This is a genomic window from Caulobacter sp. GW821-FHT11A05, from assembly GCF_058809015.1.
On sequence record NZ_JBXASF010000008.1, the window covers coordinates 103,109 to 125,211 of the forward strand.

The 22,103-nt window shown below is 68.9% G+C and carries 24 protein-coding genes; 17 read left to right on the forward strand and 7 right to left on the reverse strand.

Translation table 11 applies throughout. From position 1 onward, the window contains the following. The first annotated feature begins 90 nt into the window (after positions 1 to 90). The 8 genes from AC1RSK_RS13070 (at position 91) to AC1RSK_RS13105 (ending at position 9,041) form a co-directional block, all read left to right on the forward strand. A complete protein-coding gene (locus AC1RSK_RS13070) occupies positions 91 to 2,346 on the forward strand; it encodes a sensor histidine kinase NtrY-like (protein WP_492907986.1) in 2,256 nt (751 codons plus the stop codon). Continuing rightward, positions 2,336 to 3,727, forward strand: a complete 1,392-nt coding sequence (gene ntrX / locus AC1RSK_RS13075) for a nitrogen assimilation response regulator NtrX (protein ID WP_492907988.1) — start codon at positions 2,336 to 2,338, stop codon at positions 3,725 to 3,727. Before AC1RSK_RS13070 ends, ntrX begins: the two co-directional genes overlap by 11 nt. Then, positions 3,727 to 4,590: a D-amino-acid transaminase gene (locus tag AC1RSK_RS13080; protein ID WP_492907989.1), complete on the forward strand. Its 864-nt coding sequence runs from the start codon at positions 3,727 to 3,729 to the stop codon at positions 4,588 to 4,590. The genes ntrX and AC1RSK_RS13080 overlap by 1 nt, the downstream gene beginning before the upstream one ends. Before the next feature lie 110 nt (positions 4,591 to 4,700). Further along, the gene (gene hfq, locus AC1RSK_RS13085; RefSeq protein WP_166576241.1) at positions 4,701 to 4,946 is read left to right on the forward strand and encodes an RNA chaperone Hfq; all 246 of its coding nucleotides are present in this window, start codon (positions 4,701 to 4,703) and stop codon (positions 4,944 to 4,946) included. Further along, positions 4,943 to 6,259, forward strand: coding sequence for a GTPase HflX (gene hflX, locus AC1RSK_RS13090; protein WP_492907991.1), 1,317 nt, complete (start codon positions 4,943 to 4,945; stop codon positions 6,257 to 6,259). Before hfq ends, hflX begins: the two co-directional genes overlap by 4 nt. Then, entirely contained in the window at positions 6,256 to 6,789 is a 534-nt protein-coding gene (locus AC1RSK_RS13095) for a GNAT family N-acetyltransferase (protein WP_492907992.1), read from the forward strand. Before hflX ends, AC1RSK_RS13095 begins: the two co-directional genes overlap by 4 nt. A 67-nt stretch (positions 6,790 to 6,856) precedes the next feature. Beyond that, complete coding sequence (locus AC1RSK_RS13100) at positions 6,857 to 7,255, forward strand: hypothetical protein (RefSeq protein ID WP_492907993.1); 399 nt, start codon at positions 6,857 to 6,859, stop codon at positions 7,253 to 7,255. Between the two features lie 340 nt (positions 7,256 to 7,595). Further along, positions 7,596 to 9,041, forward strand: a complete 1,446-nt coding sequence (locus tag AC1RSK_RS13105) for a B12-binding domain-containing radical SAM protein (protein ID WP_492907994.1) — start codon at positions 7,596 to 7,598, stop codon at positions 9,039 to 9,041. Between the two features lie 118 nt (positions 9,042 to 9,159). Here AC1RSK_RS13105 and AC1RSK_RS13110 read toward each other — a convergent pair whose 3' ends face one another. Both AC1RSK_RS13110 and AC1RSK_RS13115 read right to left on the reverse strand, forming a co-directional pair. Next, positions 9,160 to 9,525, reverse strand: a complete 366-nt coding sequence (locus tag AC1RSK_RS13110; protein WP_492907995.1) for a hypothetical protein — start codon at positions 9,523 to 9,525, stop codon at positions 9,160 to 9,162. Positions 9,526 to 9,609: 84 nt separating this feature from the next. After that, positions 9,610 to 10,098, reverse strand: coding sequence for an Hsp20 family protein (locus AC1RSK_RS13115; protein WP_492907996.1), 489 nt, complete (start codon positions 10,096 to 10,098; stop codon positions 9,610 to 9,612). Between the two features lie 305 nt (positions 10,099 to 10,403). Between AC1RSK_RS13115 and AC1RSK_RS13120 the strand changes: the two genes are divergently transcribed. The 5 genes from AC1RSK_RS13120 (at position 10,404) to AC1RSK_RS13140 (ending at position 14,837) form a co-directional block, all read left to right on the forward strand. Beyond that, complete coding sequence (locus tag AC1RSK_RS13120; protein WP_492907997.1) at positions 10,404 to 10,793, forward strand: hypothetical protein; 390 nt, start codon at positions 10,404 to 10,406, stop codon at positions 10,791 to 10,793. Positions 10,794 to 11,069: 276 nt separating this feature from the next. Beyond that, positions 11,070 to 11,438 carry a BlaI/MecI/CopY family transcriptional regulator gene (locus AC1RSK_RS13125; protein ID WP_492907998.1) on the forward strand — a complete coding sequence of 123 codons (369 nt, stop codon included), beginning with the start codon at positions 11,070 to 11,072 and terminating at the stop codon, positions 11,436 to 11,438. Continuing rightward, the gene (locus AC1RSK_RS13130; RefSeq protein WP_492907999.1) at positions 11,428 to 12,906 is read left to right on the forward strand and encodes a M56 family metallopeptidase; all 1,479 of its coding nucleotides are present in this window, start codon (positions 11,428 to 11,430) and stop codon (positions 12,904 to 12,906) included. Before AC1RSK_RS13125 ends, AC1RSK_RS13130 begins: the two co-directional genes overlap by 11 nt. Before the next feature lie 60 nt (positions 12,907 to 12,966). Continuing rightward, positions 12,967 to 14,493 carry a GMC oxidoreductase gene (locus tag AC1RSK_RS13135; protein ID WP_492908000.1) on the forward strand — a complete coding sequence of 509 codons (1,527 nt, stop codon included), beginning with the start codon at positions 12,967 to 12,969 and terminating at the stop codon, positions 14,491 to 14,493. Then, a complete protein-coding gene (locus AC1RSK_RS13140) occupies positions 14,493 to 14,837 on the forward strand; it encodes a hypothetical protein (RefSeq protein WP_492908001.1) in 345 nt (114 codons plus the stop codon). Before AC1RSK_RS13135 ends, AC1RSK_RS13140 begins: the two co-directional genes overlap by 1 nt. A gap of 151 nt (positions 14,838 to 14,988) precedes the next feature. Here AC1RSK_RS13140 and mazG read toward each other — a convergent pair whose 3' ends face one another. From mazG to AC1RSK_RS13155, 3 genes are all read right to left on the reverse strand, one after another. Further along, positions 14,989 to 15,798 carry a nucleoside triphosphate pyrophosphohydrolase gene (gene mazG, locus AC1RSK_RS13145; RefSeq protein ID WP_492908002.1) on the reverse strand — a complete coding sequence of 270 codons (810 nt, stop codon included), beginning with the start codon at positions 15,796 to 15,798 and terminating at the stop codon, positions 14,989 to 14,991. Further along, positions 15,773 to 17,188 carry an MFS transporter gene (locus tag AC1RSK_RS13150; RefSeq protein WP_492908003.1) on the reverse strand — a complete coding sequence of 472 codons (1,416 nt, stop codon included), beginning with the start codon at positions 17,186 to 17,188 and terminating at the stop codon, positions 15,773 to 15,775. The genes mazG and AC1RSK_RS13150 overlap by 26 nt, the downstream gene beginning before the upstream one ends. A gap of 123 nt (positions 17,189 to 17,311) precedes the next feature. Further along, positions 17,312 to 17,797 carry a hypothetical protein gene (locus AC1RSK_RS13155; protein WP_492908004.1) on the reverse strand — a complete coding sequence of 162 codons (486 nt, stop codon included), beginning with the start codon at positions 17,795 to 17,797 and terminating at the stop codon, positions 17,312 to 17,314. Positions 17,798 to 17,936: 139 nt separating this feature from the next. Between AC1RSK_RS13155 and AC1RSK_RS13160 the strand changes: the two genes are divergently transcribed. From AC1RSK_RS13160 to AC1RSK_RS13170, 3 genes are all read left to right on the forward strand, one after another. Further along, positions 17,937 to 18,209 carry an HU family DNA-binding protein gene (locus tag AC1RSK_RS13160; protein WP_492908005.1) on the forward strand — a complete coding sequence of 91 codons (273 nt, stop codon included), beginning with the start codon at positions 17,937 to 17,939 and terminating at the stop codon, positions 18,207 to 18,209. Positions 18,210 to 18,331: 122 nt separating this feature from the next. Next, positions 18,332 to 19,708: an amidase family protein gene (locus AC1RSK_RS13165; RefSeq protein WP_492908006.1), complete on the forward strand. Its 1,377-nt coding sequence runs from the start codon at positions 18,332 to 18,334 to the stop codon at positions 19,706 to 19,708. Positions 19,709 to 19,746: 38 nt separating this feature from the next. After that, positions 19,747 to 20,025 (forward strand): hypothetical protein, encoded by a 279-nt coding sequence (locus AC1RSK_RS13170; protein ID WP_492908007.1) that lies wholly within the window; start codon positions 19,747 to 19,749, stop codon positions 20,023 to 20,025. Between the two features lie 15 nt (positions 20,026 to 20,040). Here AC1RSK_RS13170 and fabA read toward each other — a convergent pair whose 3' ends face one another. Together fabA and AC1RSK_RS13180 are read right to left on the reverse strand one after the other, a co-directional pair. Continuing rightward, positions 20,041 to 20,571 carry a bifunctional 3-hydroxydecanoyl-ACP dehydratase/trans-2-decenoyl-ACP isomerase gene (fabA, locus tag AC1RSK_RS13175; protein ID WP_492908008.1) on the reverse strand — a complete coding sequence of 177 codons (531 nt, stop codon included), beginning with the start codon at positions 20,569 to 20,571 and terminating at the stop codon, positions 20,041 to 20,043. A 33-nt stretch (positions 20,572 to 20,604) separates the two neighbouring features. Next, positions 20,605 to 21,222, reverse strand: coding sequence for a TetR/AcrR family transcriptional regulator (locus AC1RSK_RS13180; protein ID WP_492908009.1), 618 nt, complete (start codon positions 21,220 to 21,222; stop codon positions 20,605 to 20,607). A 107-nt stretch (positions 21,223 to 21,329) separates the two neighbouring features. Between AC1RSK_RS13180 and AC1RSK_RS13185 the strand changes: the two genes are divergently transcribed. Further along, positions 21,330 to 22,094, forward strand: a complete 765-nt coding sequence (locus AC1RSK_RS13185; RefSeq protein WP_492908010.1) for a carbon-nitrogen hydrolase family protein — start codon at positions 21,330 to 21,332, stop codon at positions 22,092 to 22,094. Positions 22,095 to 22,103 lie beyond the last annotated feature (9 nt).

Sequence of the window (22,103 nt, forward strand, 5' to 3'; positions counted from 1 at the left end):
GCGGGTCCCCCTTTTCGGGGCAAACGCAGATGACGCATTCGCGCCACATAGGTGTTGAATTTTTGGCACATCTCGCCGTACGGTGAGCCTATGAGTGAAAGCGCGTCCATCGTCGAGCCGCGCGGCGGACCGGGCTGGCTCGCCGTCTGGCGGCGTGTCCTCGGGTCGCGTTACTTCCTCGGCGGCGCCTATGCGGTCGCCACCGTCCTGACCGGCGTCGGCGCCTACCTCGCCACCTCGCCGCCGGCCGGCGAACTGGTCGGACCGGCCAGCCAGACCGTGCTCATCGTCCTCGGCGTCAACCTGGTGCTGATTCTCGGCATCGCCGTGCTGATCGGCCGCCGGGTGGCGCAGGTCATCAGCGAAGGGCAGGCCGACGCCGGCGCCCGGCTCCATCGCCGCTTTCTGCTGCTGTTCGCGGCCGCCGCCGTCGCTCCGGCCGTGGTGGTCGCCGGCTTCTCCGGCGCCCTGGTCACCGGCGGCGTTGAGGCCTGGTTCAGTCCGCGGGTGCGGACCGTGGTCGAGAACTCGGCCACCGTGGCCCGCTCCTACGTCGACGGCCAGAAGGCCGATATCGGCGAGGACATGGGCAAGATGGCCGGCGACCTGAACAACGCCGCGCCCTTCATCCGAAGCAAGCCGGTGGCGTTCGCCCACTTCCTGGCCACCCTGGCCTCCTACCGCGCCTTCCCGGCCGCCTACATCATCGATCGCCAGGGCCGCATCCTGGCCCGCGCCGAGATTGAGGATCCGCCGCCCTTCCTGGCTCCGCCGGACGACGCCTTCGCGGGGACCGACCAGGAAGTCTTCCTGAAATCCTTCGAGTCCGAGGACCTCTACCGCGGGCTTTACCGGCTCAAGGGCTTCGACCGGCTCGAGGGGTTCGAGGACGGCGCCTACCTCTATGTCGTCCGGCCGGTGGACAAGGGCATGCTCGCCCATCTGCGCAACGCCGAGTCCTCGCTGATCGCCTACCGCGACTCCGCCAAGCGGCGGGGCATGGTCAAGACCGCCTTTGCCCTCAGTTTCCTGGAAACCGGCCTGCTGGTGCTGATCGCCGCCGTCTGGGTGGCGATCACCGTCGCCAACTCGATCGCCGTGCCGATCGCGCGGGTCGTGCAGGCGGCGGGACAGGTGGCCGGCGGCAATCTGCGGGCCCGGGTCGAGATCGGTAACGAGCCTGAAGATATCGCCGTATTGTCAAAGGCATTCAATAGTATGGCTGGAGATCTTCAGGACCAGCAGACGGCCCTGACCGCGGCCAGCCTGGACGCCGAATCCCGCCGCAACTTCATCGAGACCGTGCTGCTGGGCGTCAGCGCCGGGGTGCTGGGCGTCGACGCCGACGGCCGCATCTCCACCGCCAACCGCCAGGCCATCCGGCTCCTGGAACTGGAATCCGACAGCCTTCACGGCCGCCGCCTCGCCGAGGTCGCGCCGGAGCTGTCGCAGGTCGTCGCCGACGCCCTGGCCAGCCGTATCGAGGCCGAGACCGAGGTCGATATCGTCCGCCACGGCGAGACCCTGCGCCTGCGGGTGAGGGCCGGGGTGGCCGGCGACGACGGGGTGGTGCTGACCTTCGACGACATCACCAGGCTTATCACCGCCCAGCGCAACGCCGCCTGGCGCGATGTCGCCCGCCGCATCGCCCACGAGATCAAGAACCCGCTGACCCCGATCCAGCTGTCGGCCGAGCGCCTGCGCCGCAAGTACCGGCACGAGATCACCGGCGACTTGGAAACCTTCGACCGCTGCACCGACACCATCATCCGTCAGGTCGGCGACATCGGCCGCATGGTCGACGAGTTCAGCGCCTTCGCCCGCATGCCGACCCCGAAGTTCGGCAGCCACGACCCGGCCGAGATGCTGCGCGCCGCCGTCTTCGCCCAGCGCGTGGCCAGCCCCGACATCGCCGTCGAGATGGCCGAGCCGCCGGAGGGTCTGACCTTCACCTGCGACGACCGCATGGTCGGCCAGGCCTTGATCAATGTGCTGAAGAACGCCGCCGAGGCCATAGCCGGCCGCATCGGGGCCCACGACAAGGGCCGCATTCTGGCCAGCCTTGTGGCCGATGAGACGGCGCTCTGCTTCGTCATCGAGGACAACGGCGTCGGCCTGCCGACCCGCGACCGCGACCGCCTGACGGAGCCCTATGTGACGAACCGCGAGAAGGGCACCGGCCTCGGCCTCGCGATCGTCAAACGCATTGCCGAAGAACACGGCGGCGAACTGCTGCTTTCCGATGCGGTGACCCTGAGCGGGGCTCGCGTCGTCCTCAAGTTTCCGCCCGTGGAGCAAGCCTCCGCGAAGCCGAAGAGATCAAAAAAGGTGACCGATGGCGTCTGACATTCTGGTGGTCGACGACGAGGCCGATATCCGCGAGCTGGTGGCCGGCATCCTGACCGATGAGGGCCACGGCGTGCGCACAGCCGCCGATTCCGACCAGGCGCTGGCCGCCATCCGCGCCCGAAAGCCGGCGCTGCTGGTGCTCGACATCTGGATGCAGGGCGGCGGCATGGACGGGCTGGAGCTGCTCGACATGGTCAAGTCGCTCGACGCCGACCTGCCCGTCGTCATGATCAGCGGCCATGGCAACATCGAGACGGCGGTCAGCGCCATCAAGCGCGGCGCCTACGAGTTCCTCGAAAAGCCGTTCAAGTCCGACCGGCTGTTGATGGTCGTCGAGCGGGCCCTCGAGTCCGCCAACCTGAAGCGCGAAAACCGCCGCCTGCGCGCCCAGAGCCTGACGCCCGACGGCCTCATCGGCCGCTCCAGCGCCGCCCAGCAGCTGCGCCAGATGATCGCCAAGGTCTCCCCGGCCAACAGCCGGGTGCTGATCGCCGGCCCGCCCGGCTCCGGCAAGGAGTTGGTCGCCCGCTTGATCCATGGCGCCAGCCCGCGCGGCAAGGGCGAGTTCGTGGCCATCAGCGCCGCCGGCATGGCCCCCGAACGCATGGACCTGGAACTGTTCGGCGAGGAGGGGGAGGGCGGCCGCCCGCGCAAGATCGGGGTGTTCGAACACGCCCACGGCGGCACCCTCTACCTCGACGAGGTGGCCGAGATGCCGCGCGAGACCCAGAGCCGGATTCTCCGCGTGCTGGTCGAGCAGCGCTTCCGCCGGGTCGGCGGCGACCAGGACGTGCAGGTCGATGTGCGGGTCATCTCCTCCTCCAGCCGCGACCTGCGCGAGGAGATTTCGGCCGGACGGTTCCGCGAGGACCTGTTCCACCGCCTCAACGTCGTGCCGATCCGGGTGCCGGGCCTGTCCGAGCGCCGCGATGATGTGCCCGAGCTGATCGACTACTTCATCGACCGCATCGCCGACACGACGGGATTGCCACGCCGCAAGCTGGCCCCCGACGCCCTGGCCACCCTGCAGGTGCACGACTGGCCCGGCAACGTCCGCCAGCTGCGCAACAACGTCGAACGCATGCTGATCCTGGCCAGCGGCGACCCCGCCGACGAGATCACCGCCGAGATGCTGCCGTCGGAAGTCTCCTCCGCCGGCCAGGCCGGCACCATCGGCCCCGAGCGGATCATCGCCCTGCCGCTGCGGGAAGCGCGCGAACTGTTCGAGCGGGAGTATCTCAACGCCCAGATCCTGCGGTTCGGCGGCAACATCAGCCGCACCGCCGCCTTCATCGGCATGGAGCGCTCGGCCCTGCACCGGAAACTCAAATCCCTCGGCTTGACCAGCGCCCGGGTGGTCGAGGAAGAAGAGGCCTGATGTCCAGGCAAGCCTATGTAAACGGCCAGTTCGTGCCCCACGGACAGGCCTCCGTCCATATCGAGGATCGCGGCTATCAGCTGGCCGACGGGGTCTATGAGGTATGGGCCGTCTTCGGCGGCAAGCTCAGCGACGCCGAGGGCCACTTCGCCCGGCTGTGGCGCAGTCTTGACGAACTGCGCATTGCCCATCCGATGAGCCGCAAGGCCCTGGAGGTGGTGCTGAAGGAAACCCTGCGCCGCAACCGCGTCCGTGAAGGCCTGCTCTACCTGCAGGTCTCCAGAGGCGTCGCCCGCCGCGACCACGCCTTTCCGACCGAGCCCGTCGCCCCCAGCCTGGTGATCACCGCCAAGTCGCTGAACCGCGCCGCCACCAACGCCAAGGCCGAGGCCGGGGTAGGGGTCATCACCCTGCCGGAGAACCGCTGGGGCCGCTGCGACATCAAGACCGTCGGCCTGCTGCCCAACGTGCTGGCCAAGCAGGCGGCGCGGGAGCGGGGCTGCGCCGAGGCCTGGTTCGTCGATGCCGACGGCTTCGTCACCGAAGGCGCCTCGTCGAACGCCTGGATTCTGCGCAAGGACGGGGTGCTGGTCACCCGCGACACCCGGGCCAACATCCTGCGCGGCATCACCCGCCACAGCCTGCTCGACGTCATCGCCCAGGCCGGCCTCAAGGTCGAGGAGCGGCCCTTCACCCCGGCCGAGGCCATGGAGGCGCAGGAAGCCTTCATCACCGGGGCCGGAACCCTGGTCACCCCCGTCACCTCGATCGACGGAAAGCCTGTTGCAAATGGGCATCCGGGAGAGATGGCGCTTCGCCTCCGGGGCCTCTATATCCAGCACGCCCAGAATGCAGGCATCTGAACGTTTGCACCCTTGGGGCCCGTTGCCGCGTTGAAGCGGCGCGGCCTAGAACTGAACTCGTGTGTGGTCGGCGCTGTGCCGACCGAACAAAGAAAGAGGGATAACCCCCGATGACCGACAAGAAGCAGAATCTGCAGGACACCTTCCTCAACAGCGTGCGCAAGTCCAAGACGCCCCTGACCATCTTCCTGGTCAACGGCGTTAAGCTGCAGGGCGTGGTCAGCTGGTTCGACAATTTCTGCGTCCTGCTGCGGCGGGATGGTCAGAGCCAACTGGTCTACAAGCACGCCATTTCCACCATCATGCCGGCCCAGCCCGTTCAGCTCTACGAGCCGGGTCCCGAGCAGGACGATTGACCAACAAATCGATAGACCACGCCGTCCCGGTCCAGCGGGCCCTGATCATCCATCCGGTGAGGTCAGGGACCGCCCAGCCACGTGATCCCAAGACCCGTCTGGAAGAGGCCGTCGGCCTCGCCATGGCGCTCGACCTGGAAATCGCCGAGACGCTGATCAGCCCGCTTCGCGGCCGCACCCCCGCCACCCTGTTCGGCAGCGGCAAGGTTGAGGAACTGCGCCTGCTCTGCGAGGTCGAGGAGATCGACGTCGCGGTCGTCGACGACCAGCTGACCCCGGTCCAGCAGCGCAATCTCGAGAAGGCCTGGGCCGTCAAGGTCATCGACCGCACCGGCATGATCCTGGAGATCTTCGGCCGCCGGGCCCGCACCCGCGAAGGCAAGCTGCAGGTCGAACTGGCCCGCCTGGCCTACGAGAAGTCGCGCCTCGTCCGCACCTGGACCCACCTGGAACGCCAGAGCGGCGGCTTTGGCCGCACCGGCGGCCCGGGCGAGACCCAGATCGAGCTCGACCGCCGCGCCATCGCCGACCGCATCGTCAAGATGAAGGCCGAGCTGAAGGAGGTGCGCCGCACCCGCACCCTGCACCGCACGGCCCGCCAGAAGGCGCCGTACCCGACCATCGCCCTGGTCGGCTACACCAACGCCGGCAAGTCGACCCTGTTCAACCGCCTGACCGAGGCCGAGGTCCTGGCCCAGGACATGCTGTTCGCCACCCTCGACCCGACGCTGCGGACGGTGAAGCTGCCCGGCGGCCGCCCGGCCATCCTGTCCGACACCGTCGGCTTCATCTCCGACCTGCCGCACGAACTGGTCGAGGCCTTCCGCGCCACCCTCGAGGAGGTGCAGGAAGCCAACGTCATCCTGCATGTCCGCGACATCTCCAGCCCCGACTCCAACGCCCAGGCGGCGGATGTGGAAGACGTGCTGAGCGAGATCGGCCTCGGCAAGGACGACGAGGACCGCGTCCTCATCGAGATCTGGAACAAGCTCGACCTGGTCCCGGCCGACGAACGCCCCGACGTCGAGGGCGCGGCCCGGCGGATGGGGGCCATGACCGTCTCGGCTGTGACAGGGGAGGGCTGCGAAGCCCTGCTCAACCACCTGGCCCTGCTGGTCGACGAGACGCCGGAGATCGACGTCCACCTCGATTCCAACGCCGGCGAGGCCCTGGCCTGGCTCTATCGCCACGGCCGGGTCACCGACCGTCACGACGGCGAGGACGGCTCCCTGCGCATCCGCGCCCGGCTCGACGGCCAGGCGCTGGGCCGGTTCGAGCGGCTGTTCCCGGCGGCGCGGGTCGACGCCCCGTGATCACCACGGAGCGGCTGTTGCTGCGCCTGGTGACGCCGGCCGACCTCGACGACCTGTACGCCCTCGAGCAGGACCCCGTGGTCATGCGCTACCTCAATGGCGGCCAGCCGACCCCGCGCCATCCAGGCCCGGAGGACGCCAGGCTCTATCGCATGCCGCGCGGCCTGGAGCGCGATGTCTGGGCGGCGCTGGCCCGCGAGGACGGGCGCTTCCTCGGCTGGTTCGCGCTCAGCCTCGATGACCAGGGCATCGGCCGTCTCGGCTACCGGCTGCACCAGCACGCCTGGGGCCAGGGCTACGGCGTCGAAGGCGCCGCGGCGCTGGCCGATCACGGCTTCCGGGTTCTGGACCTGCCGGCCATCCATGCCGACACCATGGCGGTCAATCTCGGCTCCCGGCGGATCATGGAGAAGCTCGGCATGCGCCACCTGCGCACCTACGAGGAGCCGGGCCAGGAACCGATAGCCGGCGCCGAGGAAGGCGAGGTCGAGTACGGCGTCACCGCCGCCGAGTGGCTGGCGCGGCGCTGACCGCCAACGAGCGCTTGCCCGTTTTTGCGGCAGGGCGCAGGGTCCGCCACCGTTCAAAGGAACCCTTATGCGTACCCTTTTCGTAACCGCCGCTTCCATCGCCGTCCTGGTCGCCACCAGCGCCATCGCCGCCCCGGCCCCACCGCCCAGGGTCCCGACGCCCAAGGCCATCGATGGCGGCGCCAAGCTGACCTGGGTCATCCGTCCCGACTCCGACAAGACCAGCGCCCTGGCCAACGACGACGGCGCCCGTCACGGCCACGCCACCGTCGAATGTGTCATCAACGCCGCCGGCCGGCCGAAGGACTGCGTCGTCACCGAAGCCGAAGGCAACGGTTTCGGCCGCTTCGTCACCGACCTGGCCGGCGCCTTCAAGGCGGCCAGCAAGGACGCCGACGGCAAGCCGTCCGACGGCCGCAAGGTCCGCCTGACCTACGCCCTCGGCGGCGCCTCGCTGCATCCCTAACTCGGTGAGTTCGCCTCTGGTCTCCCTTCTCCCCTCGCGGGAGAAGGTGGGCCCGAAGGGCTCGGATGAGGGGGCTCACCGGCCTCCGACACAGCCTGTCGCCACCGTCCCATCGCGGCTGCACCAGTCCGGGGCCCCCTCATCCGGCGCTTCGCGCCACCTTCTCCCACGAGGGGAGAAGGGCCCCCTCACGGCGGCTGACCCTCCGCGCCTAGCTTGGCGGCCGCACGGGCGAACCGATCAGGCCGATCCACACCCAATCTGCACCGGATGCGGAAGGGGACTGCCACACACCCCCGGTTTACAGGCATAGTCTGCAGTCTCCGACTCGGAGGCCGACATGCCGCGACCCCTGCGCGTCAAGTTCATCCTGCCCGCCCTGACCGAGGCCAAGAGCCCGTTCTGGCGGCCGATCAAGTATTCGCTGTTCCCGCCGCTGGGCCTGGCCACCCTGGCCGCCTACCTGTCGCCCGACGACGAGGCCCAGATCGTCGACGACCACGTCCAGGTTCTGACCACCGACGACGCCCCCGACCTGGTGGTCATTCAGGTCTACATCACCAACGCCTACCGCGCCTACGCCCTGGCCGACCTCTACCGCGCCAGGGGCTGCTTCGTGGCTCTCGGCGGCCTGCATGTCACCGCCCTGCCGGAGGAGGCCGCCCCGCACGCCAACGCCATCTTCCTCGGCCCCGGCGAGCAGACCTTCCCGCAATTCCTGGCCGACCTCCGGGCCGGCGAGCCCAAGGCCCGCTACGTCTCGACCGGCGGCCGCACCCTGGAGCTCGTGCCGCCGATCCGCCGCGACCTGATCGCCCGCGACCGCTACCTGGTGCCCAACTCCATCGTCGTCACCCGCGGCTGCCCGCAGCATTGCCACTTCTGCTACAAGGACGCCTTCTTCGAGGGTGGCCGCGGCTTCTACACCCAGGCCGTCGACGCCGCCCTGGCCGAGATCGACCGGCTGCCCGGCCGCCACCTCTACTTCCTCGACGACCACCTGCTGGGCGACCGCCGCTTCGCCGAGGGCCTGTTCGAGGGCATGAAGGGCATGGGCCGCCTGTTCCAGGGGGCGGCCACCGTCGACTCCGTCCTGCGCGGCGACCTGATCGAAAAGGCGGCCGAGGCCGGCCTGCGCAGCCTGTTCGTCGGCTTCGAGACCTTCAGCCCGACCAACCTCCTGGCCAGCAACAAGAAGCAGAACCTGGCCCGCGACTACGCCGCCGTCGCCCGCCGCCTCAGCGACCTCGGGGTCATGATCAACGGCAGTTTCGTGTTCGGCATGGACGACGACGGCCCTGACGTCTTCGCCCGCACGGTCGACTGGGCGGTAGCCAACGGCGTCACCACCGCCACCTTCCACATCATGACGCCTTACCCCGGCACAGCCCTCTACAAGCAGATGGCCGCCGAGGGCCGGCTGACCACCAGCGACTGGGACCGCTACGACACCCGCCAGGTGGTCTACCGCCCGCTGGGCATGAGCCCCGAAACCCTCAAGGCCGGCTACGACTGGGCCTATCGCCGCTTCTACGACTGGGACAACATCGCCAGGGGCGCGGCCAGCCACCCCTCGATGAAACACCGCGCCAAGCATTTCTTCTATTCGGCCGGCTGGAAGAAGTTCGAACCCCTGTGGGACCTGGTCATCAAGGCCCGGCGGCTGGACCTGATGACGCCGCTGCTGGAGGGGGTGCTGTCGCGGGTGACGGGGTCGCATCCAGGCCGGCCTCCGCGCCAAAACCGGCTCTCCGCCTTTGGGGCGGAGGACAGGTTTGGAGCGTGAGCGACAAACCAGGAGGCGGGACTTCCACCGGCGGCGCTGAGGTGCGACCGCTGCCGCTGGCGGATCAGGAACCGTGCAAGCCTTCAAACACCGGCGGGCCTGCCTTCGGGTTCGTCGCTCACGCTTCGAACCGTCCGGCCGTGGGGGAGGGGTCCAAGCCCGACGGTGCGCATGTCGTTGCTTGAATCGCTTCCAGCGTGTCCAGGCGCTTGATCGCCGCCCGCACCTCATCCAACGGCACCGGCTCGACCGTGCCCAACAGCCATCTCAGGCGCGGCTCGTCCTGCACCGCCGAGGCGTCCGACGCCCAAGATGAGAGAATCTCTCGCTTGTCGCGGAACGTCAGGTGGGGGTCCTTCACCACGTCATCCGGATTTTGAAAGCCAACGGCAGGACGAATGCCACGTTCGATGGCGGTCCTGAGGCTGCAGGGCGCGCGACCCTGCGGGTCAAAAATCTGTTCCGTCGTCGCCAGTCGCATCATCGTTTCTCCCCTGGTCTCCTTTCGTCACGTGCGCCGGAGCGCCCGCGGGCGCCCCGGACTTCAGCTTGTGGGTCTCCGCGCAAGTCAGGCGGCGCGATGCTCCGCCTGGTCCTTGTGGATGCGACGAACGTTGGGGATCGCCTCGGCGCCGCCGATCTCGATTCGCCGGGGCTTCAGGGCCTCGGGAACCTCGCGGGCCAGGTCGATCGCCAGCACGCCGTTGTCGTAGCTGGCGGATTTGACCACCACATAGTCGGCCAGCTCGAACCTGCGCTCGAAGTTGCGCGCGGCGATGCCTCGATGCAGGTAGGTGCGCGCGCCCTCGTCGTCCTCCCTGGCCTTGCGGCCGGCGACGATCAGCAGGTTCGGCTGGGCGGTGATTTCGAGTTCCTGCGCGCCGAAGCCGGCCGCCGCCAGGGTGATGCGGTAGCCGTCGTCGCTGGTCTTTTCGACATCGTAGGGCGGATAGCTGCGATCGCCCTCACTCCTCATCGCGCTGTCGATAAGGTCCGCCACGCGATCGACGCCGATCATCGACCGGTAGAGGGGCGAGAAGTCATATGCCGTTCTCATTTCCATCTCCTCAGAACGAGCAAGTTGGACCTGAGAGGCGCCCGGAAGCGCGGGCGCCCCCTGACTGTTGTCGAGCCCTGTGGCGCTCGACGGCGAAAAAATTAGGAAGGCCGAAAACGGCGTCAAGACCTCCGGCCGCAGATTTTTTCGCCCTGCCTGACAAGGTCACCGACGGGCATGAGACGGTCCCAGGCACGGCAGTCTTAAGCTGCGGGAATGATCCTGCCGTCAGACTGAAAATGGAGATACGTTGTTCCCCAGTCTTCGGGGTTCAACATGATCCACCGGCCTTTGGAGAGTGCGCGATGCGCCGATTTGCAATTGTTTCGGCCGTCGCAGCGATCGCCTGTCTGTCACCTGGCGCATCGAAGGCGGCGCAACGCCTGCCGGTCCCGCAGGCCATCGACGATGGCGCGGGCCTGACCTGGGTGGTCAAGCCTGACATCCTCCAGATCAGCAAGGTCATCGCCGACCATGGCGTCCACAAGGGCTACGCCGTGGTCGAATGCACCCTGACGGCCGGCGGACGGCCCAAGGCCTGTGTCGTCGCCGAGGAGGAGGGCGGCGGCTTCGGCAAGCTGGTCACCGAACTGGCCGGCCGCTACCAGGCCGCCAGCAAGGACAAGGCTGGTCAGCCCGTGCTCGGCCGCAGGGTCCGGTTCGCCTTCGCGGTCGGCGGTGCGAAGGAGCTTTAGGCCGCACGCCGGCCCCGTCCACCGACCATGCTCGCGAAGGCGAGCATCCATGCGGCGATGGCCACATCCACCGAAACCTGACGCTTCGGCGCGCCTTGGACCGTCGCTGGGCGCGCCACTCCCGCTTGGATGCTCGCCTTCGCGAGCATGATCGGGGGGCGAGGGCTTGCCTCACCGTCGGGCTGCCGCATTACAAATCGATCACACTCGTAATCACGCGTTGACGCCACCGTTCACGCATGTAATCGATGCCTCGTCACAACAAGGATGCCCAGCGTGCGGATCAGCGGCGCGGAAAGTCAGGTCATGGAAGCCCTCTGGCGGCGCAGCCCCTGCGCGGCCGAGGACATCGTCCAGGAAATCGCCCAGCCCCAGGGCTGGACCGAGGCGACGGTGAAGTCGCTGCTCAACCGCCTGCTCAAGAAGGGCGCGGTGGCCGCCGAGAAGGATGGCCGCCGCTTCCTTTACCGCCCGACCGTCAGCCGCCAGGACTATCTGCAGTCCGAGAGCCAGGGCCTGCTGGACCGGCTGTTCGACGGCCGCCTGGCCCCGCTGGTCAGCCATCTGTCGCAGCGCCAGGCGCTCAGCGACGAGGACATCGCCGAACTGAAGCGGCTGGTGGAGGATCTCGACCATGGGCGCTGAACTCCTCGCCATCCTGATCAAGCTGAACCTGGCGGTCAGCGCCGCCATCCTGCTGGTGCTGGTCTCGCGCCGCTTCGTGCGCCGCCAGTTCGGCGCCCGCCTGGCCTACGCCCTGTGGATCGCCGTGCCGCTGGCCGGCGCCGCGGTGATGCTGCCGGCCCCCGTCGAGACCGCCCAGCCGCAATCGGCGACGGCGGCGCGAGTCGCCCGGCCCGCGCCGGCCTATCCGCCCCGCGCGCTGGCGGTTCCGACCAGCCGGACGGTTGTCGGCGCCGTTCCGACCGACCTGCGCTGGGTGCTGGTCGCCGGCTGGCTGGCCGGCGCCGTCTTCACCCTGCTGCTGCTGGCCGGACGCCAGGCGCGGTTCGTGGCGGCGCTGGGCAGCCTTCGCCGGGTCAGGGAGGACGGCCTCTGGCTGGCCGAACGCCCCGGCGTCGGTCCCGCCGTGGTCGGGGCCCTGTTCCCGCGCATCGTCGTGCCGGCCGACTTCGCCGAGCAGTTCGACGCCGACGAGCGCCGGGTCATCCTGGCCCATGAGCGCAACCACCTGGCCTCGGGCGACGCCCAGGTCAACGCCCTGGCCGCCCTGCTGCAGGGGCTGCTCTGGTGCAATCCGCTGGTCCATCTGGCCGTCTCGCGGCTGCGCATCGACCAGGAGATCGCCTGCGATGCCGCCGTCCTCGCCCGTTTCCCGAACGAGCGCCGCCGCTACGGCGAGGTCATGCTCAAGACCCAGCTGGCCCCGCAAGCCCTGCCGCTCGGCTGCCGCTGGCCGCCGGCCAAGGTCAATCATCTCAAGGAGCGCATCGGCATGTTGAAGAGCCCGCAACGCGGCCCCGTCCGCCGCTGGACCGGCGCCGCCGCGGTGGCCACCGCCAGCCTTGGCCTCGCCGTCGCCGCTTGGGCCGCCCAGCCGCCGCGCCCGGCCGATCCACCCCCCGTCAGCGCCAGCCAGAAGGCCGCCGGCCGCGAACTGTTCAAGGCCGTCAGGGCCGGCGACGACGCCACCGTTCGCCGGCTGATCGCTTCGGGCGCCAACGTCAACCAACGCCTGCCTGGCGACGGTACGCCGCTGATCGAGGCCGCCCGCCAGGGCCGCCTCGACCTCGTCGACCTGCTGCTGGCCGCCGGCGCCGATCCCAACCTGCCGCTGGGCGGCGACGGCAATCCGCTGATCGTCGCGGCGGCCGGCGGCCAGTATGACATCGTCAAGCGGCTGGTCGGGGCAGGGGCCCGGGTCGACGGCTTCGTGATGTTCGACGAGACCCCGCTGATCAACGCCGCCCGCAGCGGGTCGGTCGAGGTGGTCGGCTACCTCATCGACCAGGGCGCCGACGTGAACCTGGCCGTCAAGGCCGGCCTATGGGGACGCGAGGCCGACGTGATCCGCTCACCGATCAGCGAGGCGCGGCGGTTCAACCGGGCCGATGTGGTCGCCTACCTCATCTCCCGCGGCGCCACGCCCTAGCGCCGCGTCCCGGCGGCTCCGCCGCTTCCCCTTCCCGATCTCCCCCCCACGAGGAAAGACATGGCTTTCATCGACGCCCGAACCTTGCCTGCCGACAGCCGCATAGAGGCCGACCTGATCATCATCGGCGGCGGCATGGCCGGCATCGCCATCGCCCGCCAGTTCGCAGGCTCGGCGGTCAAGGTCGCCATCCTCGAGAGCGGCGGCCGCCAGATCGAGGACGCCACCCAGGACCTCTACGACGCCGCCGCCACCGTGCGGGCCCCGGACAACCCCGACCGCCCCCTCGACGTCTATCCGCGCAGCTCGCGGGCCCGGGTGCTGGGCGGCTCGGGCATGGTCTGGGGCGGCAAGTGCCGGCCGCTGGACGCCGCCGACTTCGCCAAACGCGACTGGATCCCGCACAGCGGCTGGCCGATGTCGCGCCAGCAGCTGCAGCCCTTCTACGACCGGGCCTGCGACCTGCTGGAGATCCCGCGCTTCGACACCGACCCCATCGACGCGCCAGTGCTGGAGGTGGGGGAGGGCGACTTCATCTCGGCCCCCGTGCTGTTCACCAAATACTCCGGCGGCGTCGACGAGGCGGCCTTCGACCGCTTCCGCACCGAGTTCGCGGCCGCGCCCAACATCACCGTCTACCTGCACGCCAACGTCACCCGCATCGGCCTGTCGCCGGCCGGCGACCGGGTCGAACAGCTGGACGTCGCCTGCCTGGACGGTCCGCGCCACACCGCCCGGGCAGGGCGCTACATCCTGGCGGCCGGCGGCATCGAGAACGCCCGCCTGCTGCTAGCCTCCAACGATGTCCGGCCCGAGGGGGTCGGCAACCGCCATGACCTGGTCGGCCGCTTCTTCCAGGGCCATGTGACCTACGCCGTCGACGAGACCGCGGAGGTCGAGGGCTCGGCCCTCTACCTCACAACCGGCAAGCCGATGGGCCGCTACCTCAACCCCAACCGGCGCGGCGCCCATAGCGTTTTCGCCGCCGCCCTGCCGGCGCAGCAAAGACTGAAGAGCGGCAACTTCACCGTCACCCTCTATCCGACCGCGCCGCCGGGACCGAAGGCCGGTACAAGGGGCGAGGAGACCATCGCCGTCGGCCAGCTCGCCGCCAGGCTGGACGAGGGCGCGCCGCTGCTGGCCGGCCACTTCCTGATGGCCGAGCACTTCCCCAACCCCGACAGCCGCATCACCCTGGCCGCCGACCGCGACGCCCTCGGCATGCCCAAGGCGCGCCTCGACTGGACCTATTCGGCCGCCGATCTCGATGGCCTGGAGCGCACCGCCGCCCATTTCGGCGACGCCCTGGGGGCCGGCGGCAAGGGGCGGTTCTGCTGGCCGGCGGAGCGCAAGGATCTGGTGGCCCTCTCCAGCGCCTCCCGCCACCACATGGGCACGACCCGGATGCACGCCGACCCCAAACAGGGCGTCGTCGATCCCGACGGCCGCGTCCATGGCCTGGGCAACCTGCACATCGCCGGCAGCTCGGTTTTTCCAACCTCGGGTATCGCCAACCCGACCCTGACCATCCTGGCCCTGGCCCTGCGCCTGTCGGACCACCTCAAGCACCAGATGGGAGCCGCCTGATGACCACGATCGCTCGACGAGACCTGCTCACGGCGCTGGCCGCCCTTGGCGCTCTGGCGCCGATCGCCGCTCACGCCGCCACGCCGACCGGCGCATGGGGCGGACCGGTCCCGGCCGGCGCCCTGCGCATCGGCAAGGCCTGGCTGGCCGAGAATCCCGGCGCGAACGCCGCCGCCCTCAACAAACGCCTGGCGCCGAACGGCTGGTCGCCGGCGACGCTGGAGAAGCTCCGCCTTCGCGTGGCCACCGATTTCAGGCAGGGCAGGGTGTTCCGCTACCGCGGCTGGCGCCTCTCCGACACCGAAGGCGCCCTGTTCGCCCTGACCACCCTCATTCCCGCATGACCCACCCACAAAACCGCAACGCCACCCCAACAAAATTCCTATGAGAACCGCATGTAACCACCACGTCATGCAGTCGAAATTCGTCAGGAAAACAACAGATTATCTAAGCTGTTTCACGTGGAACACAGCGGGAACATCGATGGCCTGAGCCTCAGCCCTTCTCGGCCGCCTTGGCGTCGTTCCACAGCCCGTCCATCTCGGCCAGATCCGACTGATCGGGCGTGCGGCCGTCCTCGGCCAGCCGCGCTTCGATGAAGGCGAAGCGGCGGGCGAACTTGGCGTTGGTGGCGCGGATGGCGTCTTCCGGCTCAATGTCCAGCTTGCGGGCCAGGTTGGCGACCACGAACAGCAGGTCGCCCAGTTCCTGGCGCATCTTCTCCCGGTCGCCGGCCGCGATCTCGACCCGCAGCTCGTCGAGCTCCTCATGCAGCTTCTCGATGACCTTGTCCGGCGTCGGCCAGTCAAAGCCGACCCGCGCCGCCCGCCTGGTCAGCTTCACCGCCCGGGTCAGGCCCGGCAGGCCGGTGGGCACGTCGGCCAGGACGCCGGTCTTGGCCTTGGCGGCCCGCTCGCCGGCCTTCATCACCTCCCAGGCCTGGGTCTGCTCCTGGGCCGAGCGCACGGAGGCCTCGCCGAACACATGCGGATGGCGGCGGACCATCTTATCGACGATGGCCCCGGCGACGTCGTCGAAGCCGAAGGCGCCTTCCTCCTCGGCCATGCGGCTGTGGAACACCACCTGGAACAGCAGGTCGCCCAGCTCCTCCTTGAGGTCCTGTCGATCGCCGCGCTCGATGGCGTCGGCGACCTCATAGGCCTCCTCAACCGTATAGGGGGCGATGGTGGCGAAGGTCTGCTCCAGGTCCCAGGCGCACCCCGTCTCCGGGGTCCGCAGGGCGGCCATGATGGCCAGCAGGCAATCTATGGGTTTGGGGTCACTCGGCGGGGGTGGGGAGGACATCAGGAGCTATGGCGGCCAGGTCTTCGGGCTGAGGGGGCGGTTGCGTCCCGTCGCGTTCCTCCAGTTGGCGGAGAATCTCGGCGTGGCGTTCCTCGCTCAGGGGATAGCCGATCAGGCAGGCCGCGGCGAGCAGGCCGATGACGCCGGGCACCACGGCATACATCGCCATCAGCCCCTGCATCGACAGATCGGTGCTGAGCGCCGGGTTGGCGGCGTTGAAGCCGAGATTGGCCAGGATGATGGTGCTGGTCACCGCCAGGGCGCTGCCGACCTTCACCGTGCCGGTGAGGATGGCGTAGAGCAGGCCCGTCCGGTCGCGCCCCGAGCTCAGCCGCTCCTCGTCGCCGTAGTCGGCCATCATCGAGCGCAGCAGCAGGGCGCCGGCCGAGTAGGGGATGCCGGCGGCGATCAGGAAGGGGATGGCCAGCAGGAAGTTGCCGGCCGGCAGGGTGACGACGCCGAACTGCACGGCGGCGTAGACGATACAGGCGATGATCAGCGCCTTGGCCTTGCCCGTGCGCTTGGCCAGCCGGGTCCAGATGAAGCCGCCGACGATGGCCGACAGGAAGTAGATCATCAGCAGGGCCAGGGATTCCTGGCCGCTGAACTTCTTGACGACCATGAAGAACCAGAAATACAGCGTCCCGGCCACGCCCGGGGCCAGGCCGGTCAGCAGGTCGGCCACCAGGATGCGGACCACGGTCGGCCGGCGGATCAGACGGACATAGTCGCCCAGCGTGGCGCGCTCGGCGTGGATGATTTCCTTCGGCGCCGTCTCCGGAACCCGCCAGATGGCCAGGCCGATGGTGACCGGCAGCAGCAGGACCACGAACCAGCCCTGGGCCGAGACCACCTCGGTCTCGTTCCTGGCGTCGATCAGGTGGAGAAGCGCGAGAATCAGCGGCAGGCCGAGGATGGAGATCATCCCCAGCACGTTGCCGCCCTGCCAGAAGGCGTAGATTCGCGACCGCTCATGGTACTGCTTGGACAGGGTCGCCGCCCAGGCGGTGTGCGACAGCACGGCGATCGAATAGCCGAAATAGACCACCAGCAGCCAGAACCAGAGGTAGCCGATGCCGACCCCCGGCTTGGCCATGAACAGCATCCAGATGGACACCATCAGGATCGGCGCAGAGATCGCCATCCAGCCCTTGAAGCGGCCGAACGACCAGCGGGTGCGGTCGAGGATCGTCCCGAACAGCGGGTCGAACATGATGTCGACCAGTCGCACCAGGATGAAGGCCAGGCCGACGGCGCTGAGGCTGAGTTTCAGGGTGCTGGCGTAGAAGTGCGGAAGCGTGATCACCAGCGGCAGGCCGAAGGCCGCCAGTGGAATGCAGGGCCCGGCGAAGGCCGCAAGGGTCCAGGTGGAACGTCGGCCCTCGGCCATGTCGCCTCGCTAATTGAACTCGGCGCTTATGTTATCGCCGTTCAGGCGATCTCATCCGCTTCGCCGGGCCCTGGCAAGTGAATTGGCGGACATCATGTCACGCCAAATTGAGCAGGGCCCGGACTACAGGTCCCCGTTCCGGGCCAGGTTGCGGGCGAAGCGGTTGAAGGTCTGCTGGGCGTCGTTCCAGGTGCTCGACGGCCAGACCCAGCGGATGTCGGTTTCGTACCAGCGGTAGCTGACCGGGCGGCTGGCGCCGTCGGCCGTGGTCACCCGGCCGCTGATCGCGGCGCCGCCGACGCCGAAGCTTTCGTAGGAGAGCCCGGGCTTGTCGGACATCTGCTGCATTGTCGGGCGGTTAGGCACTACATCCTCAAGCACCAGCTCGATACGGGCGCCGTCCAGGGCCGGGTTGCCGGCCGCTTCCTTGAGCACCGATTTGCGCAGGTCCGCGGCCAGGCGATCGACGTCGCGGGCCCCGTATTCCTCGATTTTCTTCTCCATCCCGGGCCCGTAGGTGACCGTAACGTCGGGCTCCGCGGCGATGGCGGGGACGGTTACAGCGGCCGCGCCCAGCACGGTCATGGCGGCCAAAATCACGAAACGCATGGTGGCTTCCTCATCAAATCGCGCCCTCGACAGGAAGATAGCGTATCGCTAGGGAACCGCCAGCCTGCTGTTGCCTAGTGACAGTGCTGCATAGCCTTGGCAGGGTCTGGGGCTGATTCTGATTTACGGAGAGATTCCATTGAATACCGCTGACATCATCGACGCCGTGGCGTCGAAGGACGAGAAGCTGACCAAGGCTCAGGCCAAGGCCGTCGTGGACGGCGTCTTCGCCGCGATCCGAGATGCCGCTGTGAAGGGTGAGGAAGTTTCGATCCCGGGCTTCGGCAAGTTCAAGGTGCAGAACAAGCCGGCCCGCACCGGCCGCAACCCCTCGACTGGCGCGACGATCCAGATCGCCGCCAGCAAGAAGGTTTCCTTCCAGGCCGCCAAGGCCCTGAAGGACGCGCTCTAAGCGTATCGGCCTTTCAAGGCTAAAGACGCCCACGGCGGTTGACCGTCGTGGGCGTTCGCTTGTCCGGAGGTCGGTGACGAAGGGGCTGGCGCCGGGCAAACCGCGTTCGCTATCCTCGCCTTATGACCCATCCCCTCGACAAGTCCGCCACGGCCTTGGCCGCCGACCTCGCCGCCCGCCGGATCGGGGCGCTGGAACTGACCGAGGCGGCCATCGCCCGCATCGAGGAGCGCGACCCGGCCCTCAACGCCGTCGTCGTCCGCGACTTCGACCGGGCCCGCGACGCCGCCCTGGCTGCCGAGGCCGCCATCGCCCGGGGCGAGACCGGACCGCTGCTCGGCGTGCCGATGACGGTCAAGGAAAGCAACAATGTCGCCGGCCTGCGCACCAGCTGGGGCGTCGAGCTGTTCGGGAACTGGACCGCGCCGACCGATGCGGTGGCCGTCGCGCGGCTGAAGGCGGCCGGGGCCATCATCCTCGGCAAGACCAACATCCCGCCCTTCCTGTCGGACTGGCAGTCGAACAACCCCATCTACGGCCGCACCCAGAACCCCTGGAACCTCGAGCGCTCGCCGGGCGGATCCTCCGGCGGCGCGGCGGCGGCGGTGGCGGCCGGGATGAGCCCGATCGAGCTGGGCTCCGACATCGGCGGCTCGATCCGCGTGCCGGCCGCCTTCTGCGGCGTCTTCGGCCACAAGCCCACCTACGACCTGGTCCCCAGCCGCGGCCACCAGCCGCCTGGCGTCGATGGCTCGGGCGTGCCGCTTGCCGTCGTCGGCCCGCTGGCCCGCACGGCGGACGACCTGGAGCTGGTCCTGGACGTCGTCGCCGGCCCGACCGAAGACCTCGCCAAGGCCTACCGCCTGGACCTGCCGCCGGCGCGCGGGGCCAGCCTGGCCGACTATCGGGTGCTGGTCATCGACAGCCACCCGCTGGCCGCCACCGACAGCGAGATCCGCGCCGCCCTCGACACTCTGGCGGGCAATGTCGAGCGGGCAGGGGCCCGCGTCGCCCGCGAGAGCGCCCTGCTGCCGGACCTGGCCGGCCTGCATCACCTCTATGGCGGCATCCTCAACGCGGTGATGAGCCGGGGCTCGCCCAGCCCCTCGCAGCTGAGCGTCCACGCCTGGATGGACATGCAGGACGGCCAGCTGGTCACCCGCCGCGCCTTCGCCCGGCTGTTCGAGGACTTCGACGTCATCCTCGTCCCCGCCTTCGGCCGCACCGCCTATCCGCATGACGCCTCGCCGAACGCCCCGGAGCGCAAGCTGCTGATCGACGGCGTGCAGACGCCCTATTTCGACCAGCTGGCCTGGCCCGGCATCGCCACCCTGGCCAACCTGCCGGCCACCGCCGCGCCGATCGGGCTGGCCGGCGACGGCCTGCCGATCGGCGTCCAGATCATCGGCCCGGCCTTCGAGGACCGCACCACCATCCATTTCGCCCGGCTGATCGAGGAGGCCTTCGGCGGCTTCAGGGCGCCGCCGGGATACAACTAGCGCTCGCCGTGGTAGGCTGCGGCAAAGGGAGTCACGCCATGAGATCTGTCCTCGTTGTTGTCGCCATCGTCGGTCTCGCCGCGCCGGCCTTGGCCGCCACGCCGACGGAAGCAGACAAGCAGGCCCGCGCCAAACAGATCGCCGAGTTCCGGGCCCGCTGTCAGTACCAGGTTCAGCCGGCGGTCCATCGGGACGTGCCCAAGGGTCCGATGAAGTTGACCGAGGCGCCGCGGGCCCGGATGGAGTTGGCCGTCAATCGGAGAATCTTCGGCTGCCCCGTGCCCGTGATCGTCCCCAACGGCGTCGAGGGGAAATAGCGCAAGCGTCGTGTGTCAGGCCGTCGGCCTGATCATGCCGACCCTCAGGTCCGTCGCGACATAGACGCAGACGTCGTCCGCGAACAGCCGGCCGTTGGCGACACCCAGCGCCAGCTGGCCGCGCCGCGCCTGCCGGATGCTGACCTCATAGCGCACCATCCGGGTGGCGGGCGTGATGTCGCCGCGAAACCGCACCTCGCCGACGCCGAGGGCCCGGCCCTTGCCCGGCGAACCCGACCAGCCCAGCCAATAGCCGAGGATCTGCCACATGGCGTCCAGGCCCAGGCAGCCGGGCATGACCGGGTCGCCGGGAAAGTGGCAGTCGAAGAACCAGAGGTCCGGGGTGATATCCAGTTCGGCGACAATGCGGCCTTTGCCGAACTCGCCGCCGTCGAGGCTGAGGTCGGTGATCCGGTCCATCATCAGCATGGGCGGGGCAGGGAGCTGGGCGTTGCCGGGCCCGAAATAGCCGCCCCGGCCGGACAGGATCAGGTCGTCCTTCGTGTAGTGGGACTTGGGCGTGTGAAACGCGTGCGGATCGGCCATGGCGTTGCGGTTCCTTCGGGCTTGCTGGGACGGTCAGGCGACCCGATCGGCCGCATTCGCGACCGCCGTTGGCGGCAGGCGCAGGGCGGCGGCGACGAAGACCCAGATCTTGTCGGTCAGCGCATGGCGGTCGGGCCGGTGGCTGCTGGTCAGGGCGCCGATGAGGGCCTGGCGGATGCCGCCGATCAGCAGGGCGATGGTCAGGCGCGGATCAAGGTCGGCGGGAATGACGCCGTCCCGCTGGCCGGCCCGCAGATTGTGCGCCCCGGCGGCGAGCTGCCGCTTGGTGAAGGCCTGTTCCACGTCGAGGACTTCGGCGGCGCGGCTCAACGGCCCGACGACGAGCGGCGCGAACGGGTGGTCGTAATGGAAGGCGATGTAGGCGGCGATCCGCTCCTTCTCGCGGCCGGCCCAATCGGGCGAGACGAGCTTGGAGGGGCTGAAGGCGACGTCTTCCAGCCGGTTGTAGAAGGCCTCGACCACCGCCGCGATCAGCCCCGCCTTGGATCCGAAATGGTGGTAGGCCAGCCCGACCGAAACCTTGGCCCGCTTGGCGACCGCCTGCATCTCCAACAGGCCATGGCTGTGGATCAGCTCTTCCTGGGCGGCGCGGATCAGCCGTTCCGGCGTACCGATCTTGGTCGGGGACATGGGCGATCCAAAATTGAATTGAATTCAATTTAGCCGGCGTCAGGGAAAGCGCAAGCGCCGTCGAGGGGAGGGTGGCCAGCGTCCGATTCGGACCTAGGCTGGCCGGCATGGACATCGTCGACACCGCTCGCCCGAGAACCGTGCGGATCGCTGCGGCCCAGACGCCTGAGTTTCGGCAAGACGTCCCGGCAGCCCTGGCCTGGGCGGAAACGACCGTCGGGCAGGCTGATAGCGTAGGCGCCGCGCTGGTGGTTTTTCCCGAGGGCTTCCTGCAGGGCTACCTGACCGATGAGCCGTCGGCGCAGGCGAACGCGCTGGATCTGGCTTCGCCCGAATTCGCCGACGTGCTGAGCCGGCTCGGCCGGTTTCAGGCGATGATCGTGATGGGGCTCATCGAGACGGACGGCGGGCGGCTGTTCAACACCGCCGCCGTGATCGAGGGCGGCAGGCTCGTCGGCCGCTATCGCAAGGCGCATCTGATGGACGGGGAGAGCCTGTTCCAGCCTGGGCGCGACAAACCGATCTTCGAGGTCGCCGGCCTGAGGTTCGGGCTCAACATCTGCAACGACACCAACTTTCCGGAGGCCGCGCGGCAGGTGGCGGACCAGGGGGCATCGCTGATCGTCTGTCCGGCCAACAACATGATGCGGCGCAAGGCGGCCGAGGACTGGAAGGAGGCCCATAACCGCATTCGCGGCGAGCGATGCCGCGAGACGGGCCTGTGGCTTGTGTCGGCGGACGTGACCGGCGAGCGCGACGCAAGGATCGGGTGGGGGCCGACAGCGGTGCTCGGTCCAGCCGGCGACGTCGTCGCTCAGCTGCCGCTGGATCGGCCAGGGCTGCTGGTGTTCGACATGCCGATCAGGGCGTAAGGCGACGGG